Annotated in this window: 18 protein-coding genes and 1 tRNA gene; 10 read left to right on the top strand and 9 right to left on the bottom strand. The window is 72.5% G+C overall.

All coding sequences use genetic code 11. The features are described from left to right. Positions 1 to 276: 276 nt before the first annotated feature. Entirely contained in the window at positions 277 to 480 is a 204-nt protein-coding gene (locus tag EDF38_RS10390) for a cold-shock protein (protein WP_123355363.1), read from the top strand. A 178-nt stretch (positions 481 to 658) separates the two neighbouring features. Next, positions 659 to 2,278: a chaperonin GroEL gene (gene groL, locus EDF38_RS10395; RefSeq protein WP_123355364.1), complete on the top strand. Its 1,620-nt coding sequence runs from the start codon at positions 659 to 661 to the stop codon at positions 2,276 to 2,278. Between the two features lie 263 nt (positions 2,279 to 2,541). On the opposite strand, the gene EDF38_RS10400 is transcribed toward groL, so the two are convergent. The 6 genes from EDF38_RS10400 to EDF38_RS10425 all read right to left on the bottom strand — a co-directional run bounded on the left by EDF38_RS10400 (position 2,542) and on the right by EDF38_RS10425 (position 9,603). Continuing rightward, positions 2,542 to 4,287, bottom strand: a complete 1,746-nt coding sequence (locus tag EDF38_RS10400; protein WP_123355365.1) for a cell wall metabolism sensor histidine kinase WalK — start codon at positions 4,285 to 4,287, stop codon at positions 2,542 to 2,544. Between the two features lie 121 nt (positions 4,288 to 4,408). After that, entirely contained in the window at positions 4,409 to 5,101 is a 693-nt protein-coding gene (locus tag EDF38_RS10405) for a response regulator transcription factor (RefSeq protein ID WP_123355366.1), read from the bottom strand. A gap of 80 nt (positions 5,102 to 5,181) precedes the next feature. Further along, positions 5,182 to 5,751 carry a hypothetical protein gene (locus EDF38_RS10410; RefSeq protein ID WP_123355367.1) on the bottom strand — a complete coding sequence of 190 codons (570 nt, stop codon included), beginning with the start codon at positions 5,749 to 5,751 and terminating at the stop codon, positions 5,182 to 5,184. Next, a complete protein-coding gene (locus tag EDF38_RS10415) occupies positions 5,748 to 7,382 on the bottom strand; it encodes a DNA repair helicase XPB (protein WP_123355368.1) in 1,635 nt (544 codons plus the stop codon). The genes EDF38_RS10410 and EDF38_RS10415 overlap by 4 nt, the downstream gene beginning before the upstream one ends. A 55-nt stretch (positions 7,383 to 7,437) precedes the next feature. Next, positions 7,438 to 9,285: a helicase-associated domain-containing protein gene (locus tag EDF38_RS10420; RefSeq protein WP_123355369.1), complete on the bottom strand. Its 1,848-nt coding sequence runs from the start codon at positions 9,283 to 9,285 to the stop codon at positions 7,438 to 7,440. 39 nt (positions 9,286 to 9,324) lie between these two features. Further along, positions 9,325 to 9,603 (bottom strand): hypothetical protein, encoded by a 279-nt coding sequence (locus EDF38_RS10425; protein WP_123355370.1) that lies wholly within the window; start codon positions 9,601 to 9,603, stop codon positions 9,325 to 9,327. An 80-nt stretch (positions 9,604 to 9,683) separates the two neighbouring features. Here EDF38_RS10425 and EDF38_RS10430 point away from each other — a divergent pair, with 80 nt between their 5' ends. Together EDF38_RS10430 and EDF38_RS10435 are read left to right on the top strand one after the other, a co-directional pair. Further along, positions 9,684 to 10,061 (top strand): cold-shock protein, encoded by a 378-nt coding sequence (locus EDF38_RS10430; protein WP_123355371.1) that lies wholly within the window; start codon positions 9,684 to 9,686, stop codon positions 10,059 to 10,061. Next, the gene (locus tag EDF38_RS10435; protein WP_123355372.1) at positions 10,054 to 10,701 is read left to right on the top strand and encodes a DUF3027 domain-containing protein; all 648 of its coding nucleotides are present in this window, start codon (positions 10,054 to 10,056) and stop codon (positions 10,699 to 10,701) included. Before EDF38_RS10430 ends, EDF38_RS10435 begins: the two co-directional genes overlap by 8 nt. Before the next feature lie 101 nt (positions 10,702 to 10,802). Here the strand turns inward: EDF38_RS10435 and serC are convergent, their stop codons facing one another. Further along, on the bottom strand, positions 10,803 to 11,918 hold the full coding sequence (gene serC, locus EDF38_RS10440; RefSeq protein WP_123355373.1) for a phosphoserine transaminase: 1,116 nt from the start codon (positions 11,916 to 11,918) through the stop codon (positions 10,803 to 10,805). Between the two features lie 87 nt (positions 11,919 to 12,005). Here serC and EDF38_RS10445 point away from each other — a divergent pair, with 87 nt between their 5' ends. The 4 genes from EDF38_RS10445 to EDF38_RS10460 all read left to right on the top strand — a co-directional run bounded on the left by EDF38_RS10445 (position 12,006) and on the right by EDF38_RS10460 (position 14,691). Next, positions 12,006 to 12,698, top strand: a complete 693-nt coding sequence (locus EDF38_RS10445) for a metal-dependent transcriptional regulator (protein WP_123355374.1) — start codon at positions 12,006 to 12,008, stop codon at positions 12,696 to 12,698. Between the two features lie 330 nt (positions 12,699 to 13,028). Beyond that, entirely contained in the window at positions 13,029 to 13,766 is a 738-nt protein-coding gene (locus tag EDF38_RS10450) for a C40 family peptidase (protein ID WP_199734692.1), read from the top strand. Between the two features lie 306 nt (positions 13,767 to 14,072). Then, positions 14,073 to 14,567, top strand: coding sequence for an HNH endonuclease (locus tag EDF38_RS10455; protein WP_123355375.1), 495 nt, complete (start codon positions 14,073 to 14,075; stop codon positions 14,565 to 14,567). Positions 14,568 to 14,619: 52 nt separating this feature from the next. After that, positions 14,620 to 14,691 (top strand) — tRNA-Arg (locus EDF38_RS10460). A gap of 251 nt (positions 14,692 to 14,942) precedes the next feature. Here EDF38_RS10460 and EDF38_RS15910 read toward each other — a convergent pair. After that, positions 14,943 to 15,089 (bottom strand): hypothetical protein, encoded by a 147-nt coding sequence (locus EDF38_RS15910; RefSeq protein ID WP_158613354.1) that lies wholly within the window; start codon positions 15,087 to 15,089, stop codon positions 14,943 to 14,945. Between the two features lie 232 nt (positions 15,090 to 15,321). Here EDF38_RS15910 and EDF38_RS10465 point away from each other — a divergent pair, with 232 nt between their 5' ends. Continuing rightward, on the top strand, positions 15,322 to 16,488 hold the full coding sequence (locus tag EDF38_RS10465; protein ID WP_158613355.1) for an AI-2E family transporter: 1,167 nt from the start codon (positions 15,322 to 15,324) through the stop codon (positions 16,486 to 16,488). A gap of 114 nt (positions 16,489 to 16,602) precedes the next feature. Here EDF38_RS10465 and EDF38_RS10470 read toward each other — a convergent pair whose 3' ends face one another. After that, on the bottom strand, positions 16,603 to 17,820 hold the full coding sequence (locus EDF38_RS10470; RefSeq protein WP_123355377.1) for a GDSL-type esterase/lipase family protein: 1,218 nt from the start codon (positions 17,818 to 17,820) through the stop codon (positions 16,603 to 16,605). 697 nt (positions 17,821 to 18,517) lie between these two features. Here EDF38_RS10470 and EDF38_RS10475 point away from each other — a divergent pair. Next, positions 18,518 to 19,186 (top strand): TetR/AcrR family transcriptional regulator, encoded by a 669-nt coding sequence (locus EDF38_RS10475; protein WP_158613356.1) that lies wholly within the window; start codon positions 18,518 to 18,520, stop codon positions 19,184 to 19,186. Positions 19,187 to 19,258: the final 72 nt, after the last annotated feature.

Raw genomic sequence — 19,258 nt, forward strand, 5'->3', positions numbered from 1 at the left:
CCCTGCACGGGCGCCCTCGGCGCCTCCTGTGTTTCGGGCATGTTTAAAGATGAGCGCAGCACAGCTGCAGGTGCGCTTTCTGGTGCGGAGCCCTGTCGCCCCGGGCCTGGGCGCCCCTAGCATCGGGTCCATGGTCGCCCTGGCGGCCCGTCGACCGCGTGCCCGCGCGGTGGCGGACGCCGGATGCGCAGGTCATTGCGCCGACCCGGCCCGGGCACAGAGGCCCGGTCCGTCCGCACGCCGCACCGCGCACGACACAGCAGGAGGAACGACACCATGGCACAGGGGACCGTCAAGTGGTTCAACGCCGAGAAGGGCTTCGGCTTCATCACGGTCGAGGGAGGCGGGCAGGACGTCTTCGTGCACTACTCGGCCATCGACATGAGCGGCTACAAGGTGCTCGAGGAGGGCCAGGCGGTCGTCTTCGAGGTGGGCACCGGCAGCAAGGGCCCGCAGGCGGAGTCGGTCAGGCCCGCCTGAGCCGTCCGGTCCGCCCGGCCGACGCCGCCCGCTCCCGAGCGGGCGGCGTCGCGGCGTCCGGGGCGGGCGTCGTCACTTGCACTCGCCTGGTGGGAGTGCCAGAATCGCTCTGGCACTCGCCGCAGGTGAGTGCCAGACGCTTCTGCTTCATGACGTCCGGGAGGGACGAAAAACACACATGGCTAAGATCATTGCTTTTGACGAAGAGGCCCGTCGTGGCCTCGAGCGTGGCCTGAACATCCTGGCCGACGCGGTGAAGGTCACGCTCGGCCCGCGCGGCCGCAACGTCGTCCTCGAGAAGAAGTGGGGCGCCCCCACCATCACGAACGACGGCGTCTCCATCGCCAAGGAGATCGAGCTCGACGACCCGTTCGAGAAGATCGGTGCCGAGCTCGTCAAGGAGGTCGCCAAGAAGACCGACGACGTCGCCGGCGACGGCACCACCACCGCCACCGTGCTCGCCCAGGCGCTCGTCCGCGAGGGCCTCCGCAACGTCGCCGCCGGCGCCGACCCCATCTCGCTCAAGCGCGGCATCGAGAAGGCCGCCGCCGCGGTCTCCGCGCAGCTCCTCGCCGACGCGAAGGACATCGAGACCAAGGAGCAGATCGCCGCGACCGCGTCGATCTCCGCCGCCGACCCCACCATCGGCGCGCTCATCGCCGAGGCCATCGACAAGGTCGGCAAGGAGGGCGTCGTCACCGTCGAGGAGTCGAACACCTTCGGCACCGAGCTCGAGCTGACCGAGGGCATGCGCTTCGACAAGGGCTACCTGTCGCAGTACTTCGTGACCGACCCCGAGCGCCAGGAGGCCGTCTTCGAGGACGCCTACGTGCTCATCGTCAACTCGAAGATCTCGAACATCAAGGACCTCCTCCCCGTCGTCGACAAGGTGATCCAGAGCGGCAAGCAGCTGCTCATCATCGCCGAGGACGTCGACGGCGAGGCGCTGGCGACCCTGGTCGTCAACAAGATCCGTGGCATCTTCAAGTCGGTCGCCGTCAAGGCCCCCGGCTTCGGCGACCGTCGCAAGGCACAGCTGCAGGACATCGCGATCCTCACCGGTGGCCAGGTCATCGCCGAGGAGGTCGGCCTCAAGCTCGAGAACGCGACGCTCGACCTGCTCGGTCGTGCCCGCAAGGTCGTCATCACCAAGGACGAGACCACCATCGTCGAGGGCGCGGGCGACCCCGAGCAGATCGCCGGTCGCGTGCGTCAGATCCGCAGCGAGATCGAGGCGACCGACAGCGACTACGACCGCGAGAAGCTCCAGGAGCGCCTCGCCAAGCTCGCCGGCGGCGTCGCCGTCATCAAGGCCGGCGCGGCCACGGAGGTCGAGCTCAAGGAGCGCAAGCACCGCATCGAGGACGCCGTCCGCAACGCGAAGGCCGCCGTCGAGGAGGGCATCGTCGCCGGTGGTGGCGTCGCCCTCATCCAGGCCGGCAAGACCGCTCTCGCCGAGCTGCAGCTCGAGGGCGACGAGGCGACGGGTGCGAACATCGTCCGCGTCGCCATCGACGCTCCGCTGAAGCAGATCGCCTTCAACGCGGGCATGGAGCCCGGCGTCGTGGCCGACAAGGTCCGCGGCCTGCCCATCGGTCACGGCCTCAACGCCGCGACCGGCGAGTACGTCGACATGATCGCCGCCGGCATCATCGACCCCGCCAAGGTCACGCGCTCGGCGCTGCAGAACGCCGCGTCGATCGCCGGTCTGTTCCTCACGACCGAGGCCGTCGTCGCCGACAAGCCCGAGAAGAACCCGGCCCCGGCCGGCGACCCCACGGGCGGCATGGACTTCTAGTCCGCGACTGCACCACGCTCAAGGGCGGTTCCCCTCCGGGGGAGCCGCCCTTCGGCGTACCCGGCCGGAGCGAGCTGGGGGCCACGGCGCCGCCGCTCGGGCCCGGCACCGCGCCTGGTCCGGGTGCGGTGCACGGAGCCCGGTGCGGTGGTGGGGCGGACGCGCGTCAGGGCCCCCGCGCCGCGCCTCGGACCCGATCCGCAGCCAGCCCGGTGCGGTGGACGGAACGCGGCGCCGTGCCGTGCCGTGCCGTGCGGGGCGCGTCAGCCGGCGGACGGGCCGCCGACGGGGCCGGTCGACGCGAGGGCGTCGGTCGCCGTGTCGCCCGACGCACCGGCCTCGGGGACGAGGGGGAGCGCGACGCGGAAGGTCGCGCCTCCGCCGGGGGTGTCGAGCACGTCGACCTCGCCCTGGTGCGCCTGGACGATGCCCGAGACGATGGCGAGGCCGAGCCCCGAGCCGCCCGTGTCGCGCGTGCGGGAGGAGTCGGCGCGCCAGAACCGCTGGAAGATCTTCTCGCGGATCTGCGGCGGGATGCCCTCGCCGTGGTCGACGATGTCGATGGTCGCGACGCCCCGGCCCGGGTCGGACTGCACCGCGAGCTCGATCGGGCTGCCGCGGTCCGTGAAGCGCATCGCGTTGCCCATGAGGTTGGTGACGATCTGGCGCAGCTTGTTCTCGTCGCCGAGCACGATCGCCGGGGCCTCGGGGCCGTGCCCGGTGGGGTCGTCGTCGGTGGTGGCGGCCGTGACCTCGGTGGCCCGCACGGCCCGGGCCCGGAGGCTCCGCAGTCGGGCGAGGGTGGCGCCGGCGAACGACACCGGGCCCGTGGCCCCGGCGTCGAGCGGCTGCTCGGGCGCGGCGGGGGCGTCGACGAGGTCGGCGGGCAGGTCGTCGGACTCGGTCACGACCGGGTCGCGGACGATCACCGTGACGGCGCGGTCGGGGTTCGACGCCATCGTGTCGAGGGCCGAGTCGCGCGCGATGGCCGCGAGGTCGACGGGTGCGAGCTCGAGCGGCTTCGACTCGTCGAGGCGGGCGAGCTGGAGGAGGTCTTGGACGAGAACGCCCATGCGGATCGCCTCCTTCTCGATGCGGTCCATCGCCTGGGCGACGTCCTCCGGCGTCGTGAGCGCGCCCATGCGGTACAGCTCGGCGTAGCCCCGCAGGCTCACGAGCGGCGTGCGCAGCTCGTGGCTCGCGTCGCCGACGAATCGGCGCATCTGATCGATCGTCTTCGCGCGGTCGTCGAACGCGCTGTCGATGCGGCTGAGCATCGTGTTGAGCGAGCGGTTGAGGCGGCCGACCTCGGTGTTGGGGGTCGTCGAGTCGAGCCGCTGGCTGAAGTCGCCGTCGGCGAAGCGCGCCGCCGTCTGCTCGACGTCGCGCAGCGGCGAGAAGGTCGAGGTCACGAGGAGGCGCGTGAGGGCCGCCCCGAGGACCACCACCGAGACGCCGAACCCGAGGAAGATGCCGCTGAAGCGGCCGATGGTCGCGTTGGTGCCGGCGAGGTTCGTGCCGGTCACGAGGGTGGCGTCGATCTGCTCGACCGTGCCGTCGGTGCCGGTCTGCTTGAGCGAGACGTCGTAGGCGAAGACGCGCCACTGCTGGTCGTGGGCCGTGTTGTAGACGCTGACGGCGTCGTCGCCGCCGGGGGCGGCCGGTATCTGCAGCGAGGTCAGCTCGGGGCTCGTGCCGGCGTCGAGCTCGTCGCTGTTGTCGCAGATGCGCGTGCCGTCGTCGCGGAAGAGCGCGACGTAGCTGCTGCTCGCGGCCCCGAACGTCACCGTGCACGTCTGCGCGTTCGTCTGGTTCGGCGTCGCGCCCTCGAAGCTGACGGCGGCCGCCTTGAGCGACCGGTCGACCTGGCCGTAGAGGTAGGTGCTGAGCACGGTCATCGTGCCGAGCCCGGCGACGAGCAGGCCGAGGGTCACCAGGGTGACGGTGATCCCGGTGATCTTGGTTCGGATGGAGATCTCGTTCCACCACTGCGAGAGGCGTTCGTGCATGGCGTGCGTCAATCTAGCGGCAGCAGGCTGGGAGGCGCTGGCCAGGCCCCCGGGGACGCCCGGACGACGATCGCCGCCCGCCCCGGGGAGGGACGGACGGCGATGACGACGGGCGGCCCGCTCAGGCCTTGGCGGCCTTCAGCATGTAGCCGAAGCCGCGCTTCGTCTGGATGATCGGCTCGGCCGAGAACTGGTCGAGCTTGCGGCGCAGGTACGAGATGTAGCTCTCGACGATGCCGGCGTCGCCGTTGAAGTCGTACTCCCACACGTGGTCGAGGATCTGGGCCTTCGACAGCACGCGGTTGGGGTTGAGCATGAGGTAGCGCAGCAGCTTGAACTCGGTCGGGCTGAGCTCGATCGCCGTCTCGCCGATGGTCACCTCGTGCGTGTCCTGGTCCATCGTGAGCTCGCCGGCGCGGATGATCGCGTCCTCGTCCTCGTTCATGGTGCGACGGAGGATCGCCTTGATGCGGGCGACGATCTCGTCGAGGCTGAAGGGCTTGGTCACGTAGTCGTCGCCGCCGACGGTGAGGCCGGTGATCTTGTCCTCCGTGTCGTCCTTCGCGGTGAGGAAGAGGATCGGCGACGTGTAGCCCGACGAGCGGAGACGCTTGGTCACGCCGAACCCGTTCATGTCGGGCAGCATCACGTCGAGGATGATGAGGTCGGGCTCCTCCTCGAGCACGGCCGAGATCGCCTGGGCACCGTTGCCGACGGCACGCACGGCGAACCCGGCGAACCGGAGGCTCGTGGTCAGCAGGTCGCGGATGTTGGGCTCGTCGTCGACGATCAGGATCTTGGGGCCGTCACTCATGCTGGTATTCTCTGCGCGCCTCCTCGGCGTTTGCTGTGAGCCGGTCGCATGTCGACCCGGAGTCAGCAGCGGGCCCGCCGTCAGTCGGCCGGGCGACCGGGCCACTCGGTGTTGGGCACGAGCGCGACCCGCGTGGTCAGCTCGAGCAGCTCGTCGGGCACCGCCAGCGTGAAGTCGACCCCGTCGCGCCGCTCGAGCACGGCCGTGTAGCCGGAGGCGCGCGTCACCTCCCAGCCCGGGAACCGCTCGATCGCCGCCGTCACGACCTGCGCCTCGTCGAGGTCGTCGAGCGTCCCGGTCGCGCTGAGCCCGGCGAAGAGGTGGTCCTTGACGGGCGAACCGGCCAGGAGATCGCTGCGCTCGAGCACCTCGGGGTCGGGGCTCCACGTGACGACCATGACGACGGCGCCGGCGTGGAGCCCGCCCTGCACCTCGTAGGAGCGCTCGACGGCGACGACCACGGCCGGGTCCCACTCGGCGAAGCGGGCGCGCTGGCCGACGAACGCGATGGCGTCGTGGTCGAGCGAGGCGACCAGGGGGCCGAAGGTCGCGTAGGGCGCCTGGTCGGCGAGGAAGACGCGACGGAGCGAGTCGCGCCACAGCTCGTCGTCGCCGAGCGGCAGGTCGCCGTCGTGGAGCTCGTCGCTCATGCCGCCAGGGCCGGGGAGTCGAGGATGGTGTAGCTGTAGCCCTGCTCGGCGAGGAAGCGCTGGCGGTTCTGGGCGAAGTCCTGGTCGACGGTGTCGCGGCTGACGAGCGTGTAGAAGGAGGCGGGCAGGCCCGACTTCTTCGGTCGCAGCAGGCGGCCGAGGCGCTGGGCCTCTTCTTGCCGCGAGCCGAACGAGCCGCTCACCTGGATCGCGACCGTGGCCTCGGGCAGGTCGACGGAGAAGTTCGCGACCTTCGAGACGACGAGCACCTTCTCGTCGCCGTCGCGGAACGCCTGGAAGAGCCGTTCGCGCTCGTCGATCGGCGTCGCGCCCGTGAGCGTCGGCGCGCCGAGCACCGCCGCGAGCTCGTCGAGCTGGTCGAGGTACTGCCCGATCACGAGGATCTGCTCGCCCTCGTGCCGGGCGACGAGGTGCTTGACCACGTCGATCTTCGCCGGGGCCGTCGCGGCGATGCGGTAGCGCTCGTCGTCGGGGGACGCGGCGTACTCGAGCCGGTCGTGCTGCGGCAGGTCGACCCGCACCTCGTAGCAGCTGGCAGGAGAGATGTAGCCCTGGGCCTCGATCTCTTTCCAGGGAGCGTCGAAGCGCTTGGGGCCGATGAGGCTGAAGACGTCGCCCTCACGGCCGTCCTCGCGGACGAGCGTGGCCGTGAGGCCGAGGCGGCGCCGGGCCTGCAGCTCGGCGGTCAGCTTGAACACGGGCGCCGGGAGGAGGTGCACCTCGTCGTAGACGACGAGCCCCCAGTCGAGGGCGTCGAGCAGCGAGAGGTGCGTGTACTTGCCCGCCCGCCGCGCGGTGAGGATCTGGTAGGTCGCGATCGTGACCGGCTTGACCTCTTTCACCGAGCCCGAGTACTCGCCGATCTCGTCCTCGGTGAGGGAGGTGCGCTTGAGCAGCTCGTCGCGCCACTGACGCGCGCTGACGGTGTTCGTCACGAGGATGAGCGTGGTCGTGCCCGCGGCCGCCATGGCCCCGGCGCCGACGAGCGTCTTGCCCGCGCCGCACGGCAGCACGACGACCCCCGAGCCGCCCTCGAAGAAGTTGTCGATCGCCTGCTGCTGGTAGCCGCGCAGGTGCCAGTCGGCCTGGTCGAGCTCGATGGCGTGCGGGGTGCCGGGCGTGTAGCCGGCGTGGTCTTCTGCGGGCCAGCCGAGCTTGACGAGCTGCTGCTTGACCTCGCCGCGGGCCCACGGCAGGAGTTCCCACACCGTGTCGCTGCGCTTGACGCCGAGCAGCTCGCCGATCTTCTTGACCCGGGTGACCTCGCGCAGCACCGTGTCGTCGGTGCCGCGCAGCACCAGCGCGTCGCCGTCGCGCTCGATGACGATGCGCCCGTAGCGGGCGACCGTCTCGGCGATGTCGACGCTGACGCTCTGCGGCACCGGGAACTTGGAGTACTTCTCGAGCGTCTCGAGCATGTCGTCGGCCGTGTGGCCGGCGGCGCGCGCGTTCCACAGCCCGAGGCGGGTGATGCGGTAGGTGTGGACGTGCTCGGGGGCACGTTCGAGCTCCGCGAACACCGCCAGGTCGTGGCGGGCGTCGCCGGCCTGCGGGTGCGCGACCTCGAGCAGGACGGTGCGATCGCTCTGCACGATCAGGGGGCCGGTCATGAGGATCGAGTCTAGGCGCGACCACCGACACCGGGCCGCGTCGGTCAGGCGGCGGTCAGCTGCCGCTGGCGACGGCGACCACGTGCGACAGCGGGAGGGTGCGCTCGACGTCCGACTTCTTGTCGCGCCCCCGCACGCGTCCGCCGCCGATGCCGGTCGGCTCCATCTCGAGGTGGGCCTCGCTGCCGTCGGGCATGGCGATGGTGATCGTCACCGTGAGCCGCGCCTTGACCGCCGCGTCGAGCTGGCGCGCGATCCAGGCGCGGTCGGTCGTCTCGGTGGTCGCCTCCGCGCCGGCCCGCAGCCGCTCGATCATCTCGCGCAGCTGGTCGCGGGGCTCGACGGGCGCCGGACGACGCGGGCGACGACGGGCGGGCGGCGGCGCGGGCGTGCCGTCGGCCTCGACGACGACGACGGGGTAGCGCTCGTCGCTGAGCGCCCAGAAGACCGTCTCGCGTTCGAAGCGGCTGGCGACGCGCAGCCCGTCGAGCCGCTGCAGCCCGAGCGGGGCGAGCGCCTGGTCGACCTCGAGGGTGTCGATGCTCGCGCGGTCGACCGCGCTGACGACCGACGCCGTGCCCTCGGGCAGGTCGGGGCCGGCGGCCGAGGCGACGCGGAACCGCCCGTGCCGCTCCGCCGACTGCTGGATGAGGTAGTCGAGCGGCTGCGGGATGCCCGTCAGCGAGATGCCCGACAGGAAGGCGCGGAGGCTCTCGGCGGTCTCGCCGCGCGTCAGCGCCAGCTGCACCCCGCTCTCGGTGATGCGGTAGGTGGCGGCGAGCCCGGCGCTCTCGACGTCGGCGACGACCCGGAGGCGCGTGTCGACCGACGGGGCCAGCGGGCCGGGTGCCACCACCGTCAGGTCGTGCTGCAGGTACACCTGCTCTATGGCGTCGGGCAGCAGCTCCGCCACGCATCGCCGGGCGGCCTCGGGCCCCTCGCGGAACAGCGCCACGGCGGCCGACGTGGGGGCGGAGTCGGCGGTGAGGCCGAGCAGCTGGGCGGCGCGGGCGAAGGCCGTCAGGCGCTCGCCGACCCAGGCGCCGCCGGCGGGGTACGCCCAGGTCGCGTACTCGGTGAGCGCCTCGCCCCACGAGGTCTCGACCCGCTCGTGCAGCACCGCGAGGATCTCGCTCGGCAGCGACGCGAGCCAGGCGCGCGTCAGCGACTCCCACCGGTCGGGCCACGACGAGGCGAGCCAGTCGGCGGCGTCGGGCGCGGTGGCCCAGCCGTCGGGGCCCGAGGCGGCGAGGCCCGCGCGGGCCGTTATGCGCAGCAGCGTTGCGACGTCGTCGACGTCGACCCGTGCGGCCTCGGCGAGGCGGCGGGTCTCGGGCAGGGCGAGGCCGCCCTTGGCGAGCTCGCGCGCGGGGGACCGGTCGAGCGCGCGCAGGATCTCGGCGACCTCGATGACGACCGCGTAGAGCCGCTCGGCCGACCGGGCGTCGACGGCGTCGCGGTCGACGTCCTCGACGCGCTCGAGGACCACGGGGGGACGCTCGGCGCCGAGCCGCTCCGCCGCGAGCTCGCGGTCGTCGTCGAGGCGGTCGGCGACCGCGTCGAGGGTGGCCACGCGCTCGCCGTCGCGCACGACGAGGAAGAGGTCGACGAGGTGGTCGACGGCGGCGGCCACCGCCGCGGGGGCGACGTCGAACGACGCGTCGACCCGCGCCGCCAGGTCGGCGACGTCGCCGGGGGTGCGCGCCGCCTGCAGCACGAGCAGCTCGACGCGGTCGAGCCGCGACAGCACGTCGCGGACCGACGACGGGTCGAGCAGCGTCTCGGCCAGGTCGAAGGCGTCGTCGACCGAGGAGGCGCGGAGCACCCGTCCGGTCAGCCGGCGCAGCAGGTCGTCGGGCGAGGCACCGCGGAGGGCCCCCGCGAGGTCGAGAGCACTAGACATGGGCCTGACTTCCGTTGGGGGTGCGGACGTGCGCCGCGCCTATCGTGTGGTGCCCCGGCTCTCCCGGCCTCGTCGGACCACGGTGACGACGACGAAGGCGATGATGAGCAGGATGGCGACGGGGAGACCGATCAAGGGCAGGACCGTGACGACCGGCCAGGCGCCGGCGGTGTAGTCGTCGACGCCGACGACCGCTCCGACGATGCGAGCGACGAACGCCAGGATCGACAGGGCGACGATCGACGCGATCATGGTGACCAGGACGCGTTCGGTACGATGGACGCTCTCGGCTGCGCTCTGCTCGGTCTTGTCTGCCACGTGCTCAGGATAGTGGGGCGCACGTCCGCACCGCGCCCTAAGCTGGGCCCCCGTTCCGCCCCTCTACTAGGAGTCACGTCATGCCCACCGGCAAGGTCAAGTTCTACGACGACGAGAAGGGCTTCGGCTTCATCAGCAGCGATGACGGCCAGGAGGTCTTCCTCCACGCGTCGGCGCTGCCCGCCGGCACGGTGGGGGTCAAGGCGGGCACCCGCCTCGAGTTCGGCATCGCCGACGGCAAGCGGGGCGCCCAGGCGCTCTCGGTCCGCGTGCTCGAGGCCGCTCCCAGCCTCGCCAAGATGAGCCGTCGCTCCGCCGACGACATGGCGATCATCGTCGAGGACCTCGTGAAGGTGCTCGACAAGGCCGGTGGCGACCTCCGCCACGGCCGGTACCCGCAGAACGGCGCGCGCATCGCCGTGCTGCTCCGCACCGTCGCCGACCAGTTCGATGCCTGACGCCGTGGCCGGCACCTCACGCTTCCACGACCTCGCCCGTCGTGCGCTCACCGAGATCACCCCCGACGAGACGATCGGGGCCGAGGCTCCCGAGGTCGACGAGGGCGACGGCGTCGTCTCGGTCCGCTTCGCGACCCTGCTGCCCGGCTACCCTGGCTGGTTCTGGACGGTGAGCGTCGCCCAGGTCGAGGGCGAGGAGCCCACCGTGCTCGAGGTCGAGCTGCTCCCCGGCGACCACGCGCTCGTCGCGCCCGACTGGGTGCCCTGGGCCGACCGCCTCGCCGACATGAAGGCGCAGGAGGCGCGGGACGGCGACGAGGACGACACCGACGACGACGACGACGAGTCGGACGATGACGACGACGAGTCGGACGATGACGAGTCGGACGACGACGACGATGATGATGACGAGTCGGAGGACGACGACGACGACGACTCCGACGACGACGACTCGGACGACGAGCCCCGTTCGGTCGTCCACGGCGGCGACGTCGACGGCGTCGACATCGACGGTCTCGGTGGCGACGACGAGACCGGCGACGACGACGCCGACGGTGACGATCAGGCCGGCGGCGACGACTCGCACGACGACGAGTGGGACGGCGAGGACGTCGACCCGCTCGGCGGACGGCGGAGCTGACGCGACCTGCTCGACCCGCGCCTCCCCGGCTGCGTCCTGAGGCGCGGCGCACGACGGCCCCGACACCGCGAGGTGCCGGGGCTGTCGTCGTGGGGGGCGGGTCAGCCGAGCTGCTCGACCACGTGCTCGACGCAGGCGATGAGCTGACGGACGTCGTCGGGCTCGATCGCGGTGAACGTCGCGACGCGCAGCTGGTTGCGGCCCAGCTTGCGGTACGGCTCGGTGTCGACGATGCCGTTCGCGCGCAGCACCTTCGCGACGGCCGCGGCGTCGACCGACTCGGCGAAGTCGATCGTGGCGACGACCTGAGACCGGTGCGAGGGGTCGACGACGAAGGGCGTCGCGTACTCGGAGGCGGTGGCCCAGTCGTAGAGCGCCGACGACGACTCGCGGGTGCGGGCGTCGGCCCAGGCGAGGCCGCCGTTGTCGAGCATCCAGCGGGTCTGGTCCTCGAGGAGGAGCAGGGTCGTCAGCGCCGGGGTGTTCAGCGTCTGGTCGAGCCGCGAGTTGTCGACGGCGTTCTTGAGGCTGAGGAACTCGGGGATGTACCGGCCGCTCGCCGCGATCCGCTCGATGCGCTCGATCGCCGCGGGCGACATGAGGGCGAGCCAGAGGCCGCCGTCGGAGGCGAAGTTCTTCTGCGGCGCGAAGTAGTAGACGTCGGCCTCGGCCGCGTCGAAGTCGACCCCGCCGGCCGCGCTCGTGGCATCGACCACCGTCAGGGCCCCGGGGTCGCCGGCCACGCGGGCGACGGGTGCCATGACACCCGTGGACGTCTCGTTGTGCGGCCAGGCGTAGACGTCGACGCCCTCGACGACCTCGACCTCGGAGCGTGAGCCGCCCTCGGCGGTGATCACGTGCGGGGCGTCGAGCCACGGCGCGGCGACGGCGGCGGCGAACTTCGAGCCGAACTCGCCGAAGGAGAGGTTCTCGGCCCGCTTCTCGACGAGGCCGAAGGCGGCCGCGTCCCAGAACGCGGTCGAGCCGCCGTTGCCGAGCACGACCTCGTAGCCGTCGGGGAGGCGGAACAGCTCGGCCAGGTCGGCGCGGACGCGGCCGACGAGCTGCTTGACCGGCGCCTGCCGGTGCGAGGTGCCGAGCAGGGTCGCACCCGCGGTCACGAGGTGCTCGAGCTGGGCGCCGCGGACCTTCGACGGGCCGCAGCCGAAGCGGCCGTCGGCCGGGAGCAGGTGGGAGGGGATCGAGATGTCCGACATGGCACGATCCTACTGACGCGGCACGGCCCGCCCCGCGCAGCCGGTAGGCTGACCCGGTACTTCGCGCGTTCTACCGGGAGGCCCCTGTTGACCGATCTCGTCGACACCACAGAGATGTACCTGCGCACGATCCTCGACCTCGAAGAGGAGAACATCGTGCCCCTGCGGGCTCGCATCTCCGAGCGCCTCGGGCACTCCGGGCCGACCGTGTCGCAGACGATCGCGCGCATGGAGAGGGACGGCCTCGTCGTCGTCTCCGGCGACCGCCACCTCGAGCTCACGACCGACGGTCGCAGCAAGGCGACCCACGTCATGCGCAAGCACCGCCTGGCCGAGCGCCTGCTCGCCGACGTCATCGGCCTCGAGTGGGCCTACGTCCACGACGAGGCCTGCCGGTGGGAGCACGTCATGAGCGAGCAGGTCGAGCGCCGCCTGCTCGAGATGCTCGACCACCCGACCGAGTCGCCGTACGGCAACCCGATCCCCGGGCTCGACGAGCTGGGCGACTCGCCCGCCGGCCGGTTCCTCGACGGAGTCGTGAACCTCGTCGCCGTGCTCGCCGAGAACCCCGAGGGCGTCACGCGGCCCATCCGCCGCCTGGCCGAGCCCGTCCAGTTCGAGCCCGAGCTGCTCCAGCAGCTGCACGACGCGGGCCTGACGCCCGGGTCGGTCGCCACGGTCACGGCCGCCGGCAGCTACGTCTTCGTCCGCGTCGAGGGGCGCGACGAGGGGCTCGAGCTGCCGACCGAGGTCGCGCAGCACATCTACGTGTCGTCCTAGCGCCTCCCCGGGGGCTCCCAGGAGGCGCCCGGCGACCACCCGGGACGCGGTCGGCTCGTTTACCGATTCGTTACAAATGTCCTCCGCAAGGATGACTTGACGCTCCTGCTCGGGTATGGTCGCAAGGTCCCCGAGCCAGGAATCCGGCCGCGGGACCCGTGGCAGGACGTCTCGTACACCCGTCTCCTGCCTTGGTCGTTGATCTGACGAACGGATGGGGCAGCTTCCCTAGGGCTGTCGAGACGCAGGAGACCCGCACTCTTGACCTCTAACGGTTCCCACTCGTCCGCGCTCTCGCGCGGCAAGCGCACCGCTGTCACGGTCACCGTGATGACGCTCACCGCCGGACTCTTCGGCACGATGGCGATCCCCGCCTTCGCGCTCGACCCGAACGCCGCCGACACCGGCTCGAGCGAGACCGCCGCCACGACGGCGTCGCGCTCGGCCGACGCCCAGCAGCTCGCGGTGGACGCGTCGGTCGCCAGCGCCGACACGACGCGCGACGGCTACACGGCCACGTCGCAGGAGACGCTCGACGCGGCGGCCGCGGCCGTGGCGCTCGCCGCCCAGCGCGAGGCCGAGCGGGCCCAGATCGCCGCGTCGTACGCCACGTACAGCGGCCCGACCGCGAACGACTACCTCGCGACGTCGACGTCGACCTCCGCCGGCGCGACCTCGACCGGAGCCGCGGCGGCCACCGGCACCACCGCGACCCCGGGCGCCTTCAGCCTCGCGTCGGTCTACCAGACGGCCCTGCAGTACGTCGGCACGCCCTACGTCTTCGGCGGCGCCACCCCGGCCGGCTTCGACTGCTCGGGCTTCGTCATGTTCGTCTACGCCCAGTACGGCATCTCGCTGCCGCACTCGGTCGGGGCCCAGGGCCGCGCCGGCACGACCATCTCGAAGGCCGAGGCGCAGCCCGGCGACCTCGTCGTCTTCAACGACGGCTCGCACGACGGCTTCTACGCCGGCAACGGGATGATCCTCGACGCGCCGAAGCCCGGCGGCTTCGTGAGCGTCCGCCCGCTGTGGACCAGCGCCGTGCACTACGTGCGCCTGGGGGTCTGAGCCGCCCCGCGCCTCCTTGTGAACGGTCTGTGAAGAGCCGCGTCTGCCCCTAGGCAGCGCGGCTCTCGCGGGTTAACCTGGCCCCCTCGGAGTTCCGCTGAGACCAGGAGCGTCACATGTCCCGACCGACCGCCACCCGCACCATGGGTGCGCTGTCGGGCGAGCACATACGACACGCCGCCGCATGAGAGAAGAGCACCGTCCACCGCGACGGTGCTCTCTTCGTTCCGGCGGCCTGCTGGCCCCCGCTGCCCCGAGAGCAGTCGAATCCCTGGAAGCCGTCCAGGGTGCTTCGAAAGGGAAAGCATGCGCACTCTCGTCCTCAACGCGGGCTTCGAGCCCCTCGCGGTCGTCTCGTTCCGTCGGGCCCTCGTGCTCGTCATGACCCAGAAGGCCACGGTGCTGGCCGCCGACGCGGAGCACCCCGTGCTCGGCGCCGCCTTCTCGTACGACCGCCCGTCGGTCATCGTGCTCACGCGGTACGTGCGGATCCCGCACTCGCGGAGCGTCCCGGTCTCGCGGCGCGGCGTGCTGCGGCGCGACGCGCACCGCTGCGCCTACTGCGGCGGCTCGGCGTCGACGATCGACCACGTGCAGCCGCGGTCGCGCGGCGGGGCCGACAGCTGGGAGAACCTCGTCGCGGCGTGCCTGCGCTGCAACAACGTCAAGAGCGACCGGACGCCGGCCGAGATGGGCTGGACGCTCCGCTGGGTGCCGAAGGCGCCGCACGGGGTCGGCTGGGTCGTGCGCGGGACCGAGCGGGTGCAGCCGGACTGGGACGAGTACCTGGCCGCGGCGTAGGGCGCGTGGGTCGGGTCGGGGGAGGCGCGCTGTCGGTAGACTCGGACGGTCAGCCTCTGTAGCTCAATGGAAGAGCAGTTCCGTCCTAAGGAAAGGGTTGGGGGTTCGAGTCCCTCCAGGGGCACCTGACGTCGCTTCGCGACGATGCCCCTGGAGGGACTCGAACCCCGCGGGGCCCGACCGCGCTCCGCGCGGTCCCCGTCCAGGGGCACCTGACGTCGCTTCGCGACGATGCGCCCGGCACCCGGGCGAGCAGGCCCGCGGCAGGTCAGGCCAGCCAGGCCTCGAGCTCGCCGGAGTCGAGGTCGACGTCGGCGGCGAGCCGGCAGGTCAGGGTGCGGAGCAGGTCTTCGTGGCGGAGGGCGTCGAGCCGACTCACGCCGCGAGTCCGAGGACGAACAGCAGGCCGACGACGAGGCTCGTGCTGGTCGCGACGGCGGCGCCGACGAGGACGACCAGCGTGACCTGGCTGTCGCGGTCGCCGCGGAAGGGGAGGAGCGTGGTCGTGGGGTGGAAGCTCATGAGCTTCTCGTCTCTGGCAGCCCTGCGTGCTCTGCCCTCGTGGTGCGTGGTGCCCGCCGTGAATCGGGCCTGCCCGATGGATCATCGATGCGTTCGAATGGTCCCACGCGCGGTCCGCCACGTCGATCCGAGGCCGGCCGACCTGCGTTCGACGGCTAGGCGAGGCCCCTCGACAGGACAGCGCACCCCACCGCGGCGGCCCGAGACCCGCCGCACCCGTCAGGATGGACGGATGCCCCTCTCCCACCGCGCCCGACTGGTGCGCCGCGCGGCGGGTCCCCTCGGCCCGACCGCCCCCCTCGCGCCCCGCAGCACGTCCGCCGGAGGCTCCGGCGACGTGCCTCCGCGACCCAAGGCCCGGGCGGGCGCCTTCCGCTTCGGCCTCATCGCGACGCTCGGCGGCGGCCTCGGCGTCGGCATCATCGTCACGGTCATGGCCCTGTCGACGGTGCTCGTCTACATCGGCCTCGCGTTCTTCCTCGCCCTGGCCTTCGAGCCCGTCGTCCGTCGCCTCGCCCGCGCCGGCGCCCCGCGCTGGGTCGGCGTCGTCGTCGCGGTCGTGCTGGTCGTCGGCGCGGTCGCCGGCATCCTCTCCGCCGTCGTCCCGGCCCTCGTCGAGCAGGTCGGCCACGTCGTCCGCACGGCCCCCGCCGCCCTGCAGGACATCTCCCGCCAGCCCTGGGTGCAGCAGGCCGTCGAGACGCTCGGCCTCGAGGTCGACGTCGACGACGCCGTGGCGGCCGTGAGCAGCTACCTGCTCGACCCCGACCGGCTGCTCGCCCTCGGCGGCGGCATCCTCGCCGTCGGCCAGGGCATCACCAGCGGCATCACCGCGGTGGTCATCGTCGCGATCCTCACGCTCTACTTCGCCGTGACGCTGCCGCAGATGCTCCGCTCGTTGAGCCGGGCGGTGCCGAAGAGCCACCGCGAGAACGTCATGGACATCTCCGACGAGATCTTCCTCTCGGTCGGCCGCTACGTCGCCGGCCAGGTCGGGCTCGCGGCGATCAACGCCGTCTTCGTCTTCGTCGTGCTCAGCGTCGCGGGCGGCCCGGTGCCGGTGCTGTTCGCGACGCTGGCCTTCCTCGGCGCGCTCATCCCCGTCGTGGGGACGGTCGTCGCCTACGCGGTCATCGTCGCGTCGACCCTCACCGTCTCGCCGGTCACGGCCCTCGTCGTCGGCGTCGTCCTGCTCGTCTACGCCCAGATCGAGGCCTACGTGCTGACGCCGCGCGTCATGTCGAAGGCCGTCGCCGTGCCGGGTGCCCTCGTCATCGTCGCGGCGTTCGGCGGCGGGGCCCTCGGCGGCGTGCTCGGCGCCCTCGTCGCGATCCCGGTCGCGACGGCCGGCGTCGTCGTGTTCGAGCGGGTCGTGGTGCCGCGGCAGCAGCGCGTCTGACGTCGAGGCCCGCTGCCGGGGCCACGACGCAGGGAGCGCGGGAGGCGCGGTGCCAGGGATCCGGCACCGCGCCTCCTCGAGGGGGTCGCGTCGGGGGCAGCGGCGTCGGGACGGCTACGCGGCCCGGCGGTGCAGCTCGCGCTCGATGTCGAGCGCGAACCCGCGGAGCGCCTCGATCGGCAGGCCCGCGACGTCGCGCGGCAGCGGGTCGAAGACGCAGATCGCCCCGATGCGCGTGCCGTCGGGGGTGTGCACCGGGTAGCCCGCGTAGAAGCGGATGTCGTTGCGCGGCACCGGCAGGTCGGTGTGCCAGGCGTCGGCCACGACGAACGCCTCGTCCGACTGGATCGTCGTAGCGCAGAACGAGTCGGCGAGGGGCTCGCGGCGGGCGGAGCCGAGGGTGCTGATGACGTTCCACTGGTGGTCGTCGAGCACGAGGTCGAACGCGGCGCCGTCGGTCTCGAAGGTCTCACGGGCCCGGTCGGTGATCGCCTGCAGGGCGGCCTCGGGCTCGGCCTCGACCAGGCCGGTCTCGGCGATGGCCGCGAGGCGCGTGGCCACCGGCTGGGGGCGGTTGCGGGCGCGCTGCGGCGAGTCCGTGCGGGCGCGCTGCGCGGCGAGCAGCGGGGCGACGTGGTCGGCGAGGACGCCGGCCCAGTCCTCGTACCGGCGGTCGGTCTCGTGCTCGGGCCCGCCGGTGAGCTCGACGTGCGTGACGCGGGCGTGCTCGGCGCAGACCTGGCGGGAGACGTCGGCGAGGACGGCGGCATGGCGCTCGGCGACGGCCCCGGCCGAGATGCCGAAGGAGGCGACGGCCTCGGTCAGCGGCGTCGTCGCGACCACCACGCGGGCCGTGGGCCTCGCGCGCTCGAGCACCGAGCGGACGAGGTCGTCGAGGTGGCGGGCGCAGGCCCGCGGCGACGCCAGGGTGAGGGCCTCGGCGGCGCCGAGGGTGAGCACGACGACGTCCCAGTTCTCGAGGAAGGTCGACTCGATCACGTTGCGCAGCTTCGGTCCGCGGTGCGTCGGGTCGGCCATCGCCGCGACGTGCGAGCCACGGCCGGTCTTCTTGGCGAGCCGACGGGCGACGTGGCCCGGCAGCGCGAGGGAGTGCGTGTTGGTGCCCCAGCCGACGGCGGCCCCCGCCCCGACGATGAGCACGCGGTCGGGGTCGACGCCGGGTCCGGCCGCGAAGGGCGCGTCCTGGGGGCGAGGCGTCGACGCGGTCCGGGCCACGAGCCAGGCGTACCGGGCCACGAGCGCGGGCGACAGCAGGAGGCGCGAGACGGTGTTCACGACGTCGTCCGTCGACGGGACGCGTCGTGGGCGCATGTGGTGAGCATGAGGCGACGTGTTCTCTGATCCGGGTGGGGCCACGCAGGGACGTCTGTGTCGTCGCCCCGCGACGGTGCCCGAGGCACCGTGCCTGCCACCGTACGGAGCGGCGGGGGGCACGGCAAGACGTCATTGAGGGGGACTCGGCTCGTGCCCCGGTGCGGTGGTCGCGTCGGGAGGAGGCGCACGCGGATAAGAGGAGAGGCGCGGCCCCCGCCGGGGGACCGCGCCTCGATGCCGATGTTGTCCTGCAGAGAGCTTCACGGGCAGGGATGCAGAGCAACACCGACCGGGAAAGCGCTGTGTTGAACGCCTCCAGCACGCCTGACGGTACGCCCCCGCGTCGTGGTCGCTCCCAGGAGGGACGGAGGAACGGAGGAACGCGGTCGAGGGGAGAAGGAGGAAGGGAAGGCCGCGCCGGTCGACGCGATCGCGTCCCGGCGGGGGAGGGGGTGCTCGGGGCGGCCCGACCCGAATCGGACCACCCCACCGAGGCCCCAGCCTCGTGCTTACCCGAGATCGATCAAAGCGCATCCGGGGGGCCCGCGGACGACCCAGTACGGGTGCCCCTGGCTCGGGGGACGCGGGCTCGGGGGACGCCGGCGCGCGGTCCGGGGGCTCGGCGCTGGGAATGCGCTCACAGTGCCGGACCTCGGCATGCACTGGGTGCGTGGGTGCACTTAGTGTAATCGGCGTGACGACCGCGCCCCCAGCCCCCGACCGCCGAGCGCAGCTCAAGGCCCGGCACCGACAGGCGATCCTCGACGCGGCCGACGCCCTCATCGTCGAGCGGGGTGCGCCCCGGTTCAGCGTCGACGAGCTCGCCGCCGCCGCCGACGTGTCGCGCCGCACGGTGTTCAACCACTTCGCCTCGCTCGACGACGTCGTGATGACCGCCTGCACGCGCGTGCTCACCGGCGCGATCGACGAGTTCCGCGCCGCCGCGGCGGCGTCGTCGCGTCCCGACGGCGGCGCGACCACCGTCGACTCGCTCTTCGCCGAGACCGTCGGAGTCGTGCGCGGCATGGACCTCGCCCCGATCATCGCGTCGATCTGGCGCATGCTCGGCAGCGACGAGGGCGACCCCCGCTCGCAGCCGGTCATCCAGGACGTCTTCGCGCGCATCACCGACGAGCTGGCCGCCGAGCTGAGCGAGCGGAGCGGGCTCGACGCACTCGACGTCGACATCCTCGTCAGCTCGCTGATGAACGGCATCGCCGTCGTGGCGAAGCACTGGATCACCGAGACGGGCGCCGTCGTCGACGCCGCCACGCGGGCCCGCTGGCGCGACCTCCTCGACCGCATGGTCGCCGCGGTCGCGGCCGGCTACCGACCGGCCGCGACGGACCCGCCCGCCGACTGACCGACGCGGCCGACCGACCGGCCGCCACCGACCCGCTCCACCGACACCGCACCTCCTTCTCGACGACGCGAC

It is taken from the genome of Frigoribacterium sp. PhB160 (genome assembly GCF_003751785.1).
In the GTDB taxonomy this organism is placed as follows: Bacteria; Actinomycetota; Actinomycetes; order Actinomycetales; family Microbacteriaceae; genus Frigoribacterium.

What these genes read in the sequence shown, in the direction of transcription:
- EDF38_RS10390 (WP_123355363.1), top strand. Translation starts at nt 277, where the DNA reads ATGGCACAGGGGACCGTCAAGTGGTTCAACGCCGAGAAGGGCTTCGGC.
- groL (WP_123355364.1), top strand. Translation starts at nt 659, where the DNA reads ATGGCTAAGATCATTGCTTTTGACGAAGAGGCCCGTCGTGGCCTCGAG.
- EDF38_RS10400 (WP_123355365.1), bottom strand. Translation starts at nt 4,287, where the DNA reads ATGCACGAACGCCTCTCGCAGTGGTGGAACGAGATCTCCATCCGAACC.
- EDF38_RS10405 (WP_123355366.1), bottom strand. Translation starts at nt 5,101, where the DNA reads ATGAGTGACGGCCCCAAGATCCTGATCGTCGACGACGAGCCCAACATC.
- EDF38_RS10410 (WP_123355367.1), bottom strand. Translation starts at nt 5,751, where the DNA reads ATGAGCGACGAGCTCCACGACGGCGACCTGCCGCTCGGCGACGACGAG.
- EDF38_RS10415 (WP_123355368.1), bottom strand. Translation starts at nt 7,382, where the DNA reads ATGACCGGCCCCCTGATCGTGCAGAGCGATCGCACCGTCCTGCTCGAG.
- EDF38_RS10420 (WP_123355369.1), bottom strand. Translation starts at nt 9,285, where the DNA reads ATGTCTAGTGCTCTCGACCTCGCGGGGGCCCTCCGCGGTGCCTCGCCC.
- EDF38_RS10430 (WP_123355371.1), top strand. Translation starts at nt 9,684, where the DNA reads ATGCCCACCGGCAAGGTCAAGTTCTACGACGACGAGAAGGGCTTCGGC.
- EDF38_RS10435 (WP_123355372.1), top strand. Translation starts at nt 10,054, where the DNA reads ATGCCTGACGCCGTGGCCGGCACCTCACGCTTCCACGACCTCGCCCGT.
- serC (WP_123355373.1), bottom strand. Translation starts at nt 11,918, where the DNA reads ATGTCGGACATCTCGATCCCCTCCCACCTGCTCCCGGCCGACGGCCGC.
- EDF38_RS10450 (WP_199734692.1), top strand. Translation starts at nt 13,029, where the DNA reads ATGACGCTCACCGCCGGACTCTTCGGCACGATGGCGATCCCCGCCTTC.
- EDF38_RS10455 (WP_123355375.1), top strand. Translation starts at nt 14,073, where the DNA reads ATGCGCACTCTCGTCCTCAACGCGGGCTTCGAGCCCCTCGCGGTCGTC.
- EDF38_RS15910 (WP_158613354.1), bottom strand. Translation starts at nt 15,089, where the DNA reads ATGAGCTTCCACCCCACGACCACGCTCCTCCCCTTCCGCGGCGACCGC.
- EDF38_RS10465 (WP_158613355.1), top strand. Translation starts at nt 15,322, where the DNA reads ATGCCCCTCTCCCACCGCGCCCGACTGGTGCGCCGCGCGGCGGGTCCC.
- EDF38_RS10470 (WP_123355377.1), bottom strand. Translation starts at nt 17,820, where the DNA reads ATGCGCCCACGACGCGTCCCGTCGACGGACGACGTCGTGAACACCGTC.